Source organism: Hyalangium gracile (genome assembly GCF_020103725.1).
Lineage (GTDB): Bacteria > Myxococcota > Myxococcia > Myxococcales > Myxococcaceae > Hyalangium > Hyalangium gracile.
In genome coordinates this window covers 1-2,561 of sequence record NZ_JAHXBG010000063.1, presented here as the reverse complement: position 1 = coordinate 2,561, position 2,561 = coordinate 1, and the positions used below count along the sequence as shown (strand labels likewise).

At 68.8% G+C, this 2,561-nt stretch carries 3 protein-coding genes; all 3 read left to right on the top strand.

The window, feature by feature from the left end; all coding sequences use genetic code 11:
- The first annotated feature begins 58 nt into the window (after nt 1-58).
- The 3 genes from tnpA to tnpC all read left to right on the top strand — a co-directional run bounded on the left by tnpA (nt 59) and on the right by tnpC (nt 2,495).
- Complete coding sequence (gene tnpA / locus KY572_RS46755) at nt 59-433, top strand: IS66 family insertion sequence element accessory protein TnpA (protein ID WP_224250307.1); 375 nt, start codon at nt 59-61, stop codon at nt 431-433.
- 26 nt (nt 434-459) lie between these two features.
- Entirely contained in the window at nt 460-768 is a 309-nt protein-coding gene (gene tnpB / locus KY572_RS46750) for an IS66 family insertion sequence element accessory protein TnpB (protein WP_317988000.1), read from the top strand.
- Nucleotides 769-836: 68 nt separating this feature from the next.
- Nucleotides 837-2,495 carry an IS66 family transposase gene (gene tnpC / locus KY572_RS46745; RefSeq protein ID WP_224250305.1) on the top strand — a complete coding sequence of 553 codons (1,659 nt, stop codon included), beginning with the start codon at nt 837-839 and terminating at the stop codon, nt 2,493-2,495.
- Nucleotides 2,496-2,561 lie beyond the last annotated feature (66 nt).

Genomic DNA, 2,561 nt, shown 5'->3' with positions numbered 1-2,561 from the left:
GTAAACCCCCGGTCCTACCCAGGTGGTAGTCGGAGCTCTGGAGGTGCAGGGTGGCGGGATGATGAAGAGCCGAGAGCCGAGAAGAGAGGAAGAGGCTTCGTGGCTGGTCGCGGCACGCAGTGCCCGGTGGACGGAGGAGATCGCCGCGGGTGTGTTCCGTGAGCAGCAGGCGGAGGGCAGTTCGCTGTGGGCGTTCTGCCAGCGGTACGGGCTGTCGTATGCGCGAGTGAGGTTCTGGCGGCAACGCCAGGGAGGTCCGGCCCCGGTGTCCTTCGTGCCCGTGAGGGTGCGAGCGGAGGAGGAGCCAGGCGGTGGCATCACGGGAGGAGTGGAGTTGGAGGTGTCGGGAGTCCGCGTGCAGGTGCCCGAAGGAGTGAGTGAGCAGTTGCTGGTGCGCGTGGTGCGAGCGCTGCGGGAGAGCGCGAGATGCTGAGGCTGCCAGAGTCGGTACGCATTTTCGTGGCGAGCGGACCGACGGACATGCGCAAGCAGGCCGATGGGCTGGCGGCGCTGGTGAAGGGAGCGCTGGGGCAGGAGCCGCGCTCTGGGCACTTGTTCGTCTTCTTCAACCGGGGCCAGGACATGCTGCGGCTGTTGTTCTGGGACGCCAATGGCTACTGCGTGGTGAGCAAGCGGCTGGAGGCGGGGCGCTTTCGCGTGCCGCCGGTGGCCGAGGGGCAATCCTCGGTGAGCCTGGAGGCCAGGCAGTTGGTGGAGTTGTTGTCCCTGGTGGATGCGGCGCGAGCGCGCCGACGCGCTGTGCACTGAGAGGCCGTAGGACGCGCTACGGCTTTTCGGTTGCACCCTACTCCCTGGGTTGGCATAGCTGCGCGGCCATGACGACACCCGCGACACTGGCCGACGAGGCCGGGCAACTCGAACCGGAGCAGCAGCGGCCCCCCAAGGCCGAGGACTTGGAGGGTGTGCGCTCCTACGTGCTGGGGCTGTTGGAGGCGGGCCAGGGGGACAAGGCCATTGAGCTGTTAATGGACTTGCTGGCCCGGCTGCGCGAGGCGCACGACTCGACGGCCCATCGGCTCAAGGAGGCGCTGCGTCAGCTCTACGGGCGGCGCAGTGAGAAGACATCGGCCCACGAGCTGCAACTGCTGTTGGCCTTCCTGGGCTCCGAGGCGGCTGGGGCCGAAGCGGCAGCGCCGGCCTCAGCTGCCCAGTCCTCGAGCCCAGGGGCCGAGTCGCAGAAGGACAAGAGGCCGCCTCGCCGCCAGGCTGTGCGCGGGGCCAAGGCATTGCCTGCGCACCTGGAGCGGCGCGAGGTGGTGGTGCCTGTGCCGCCCGAGGAGCGGGCCTGCCCCTGTTGCGGCCAGGAGCGCACCGCCATGGGCGAGGAAGTCAGCCAGCGGCTGGAGCTGGAGCCCGCGCGCTTCTTCATTCAGGTGGAGCGCCGCCCCAAGCTTTCGTGCAGCCGGTGCAAGGAAGGCGTCGTCTCCGCTCCGGCCTCGGAGACGCCGCTGCCGGGCGCTTTGCCCGGCCCCGGCCTGCTGGCCCAGCTGGTGGTGGGCAAGTTCCGGGACGGGCTGCCGCTGTACCGCCAGCAAGCCATCTTCGACAAACGCTACGGCGTGAAGCTGCCTCCCTCCACCCTGGCGGACTGGCTGGCCGGGGCATGCGACAGCCTGCCGCCCCTGGTGGAGCTGCTCAAGCAGCGCACCCTGAGGGACTTCCTCGTCCAGACGGATGACACGGGCCTGCGCGTGCTCGACAGGGACGACCCGCGCGGAATCAAACGCGGCCACCTCTGGCCCTACGTGGGGGAGGGCGGCAACGTCTTCGTCGAGTACACCCCGGACTGGAGCGCAGAGGGCCCGCAGAAAATTCTCTCGCAGCGTACCGGCTACATCCTGGTGGACGGCTACGCCGGGTACAACGCCCTGTTTGGCCCCACCTCTCCTCGCACGGAGGTGGCGTGTTGGATGCACGCCCGGCGCGGTTTCGAGCGGGCCTTCCAGGCCGGAGAGCCGCGCGCCGGCCTCATCCTCTCTCACATCCAGTCGCTCTACGCCGTCGAGCGCGAGGCCACCGAGCGCCAGCTGTCGCCCCAGCAGCGAGGGCAGTTGCGCTTGGAGAAGAGTGTCGGCCCCTACAGCGCCCTCTTCGAGGCCCTCGAGGAGCTCGAGCCCCAGGTGGCCCCCAAGTCGCCCCTCGGCAAGGCCATCACCTACGCCTCGCTGCGCTACGTCCAGTTGGGGCGCTTCCTCGAGGAGGGGCGCCTGCCTGTGGACAACGGCGAAGTCGAGCGACTCATCAAGCTCATCGCCATCGGACGCAACAACTACCTGTTCGCAGGCAGCGATGCCGCTGGACACCGCGCCGCACACGCCTACTCCGTGGTGCTCAGCTGCTACCGCCTCGGCATCGATCCGTGGGCCTACCTCAAGGACGTGTTGCCCAAGCTCGGCGACACCCGCTTCCCGGCCTCCCGCCTCGCAGAGCTCTTGCCGGAGGCCTGGCTCCAGCAGCAGCGCCAGCAACTGTAGGCTTGTCGATCCCGCTTCCATCACCACTCAGGGGGTATCACCCCCAGGGCACTCGTGCGACCTGGG

Bases quoted from the DNA above. Each gene is read 5' to 3' on its own strand.
- tnpA (WP_224250307.1), top strand. From the start codon at position 59: ATGATGAAGAGCCGAGAGCCGAGAAGAGAGGAAGAGGCTTCGTGGCTG.
- tnpC (WP_224250305.1), top strand. From the start codon at position 837: ATGACGACACCCGCGACACTGGCCGACGAGGCCGGGCAACTCGAACCG.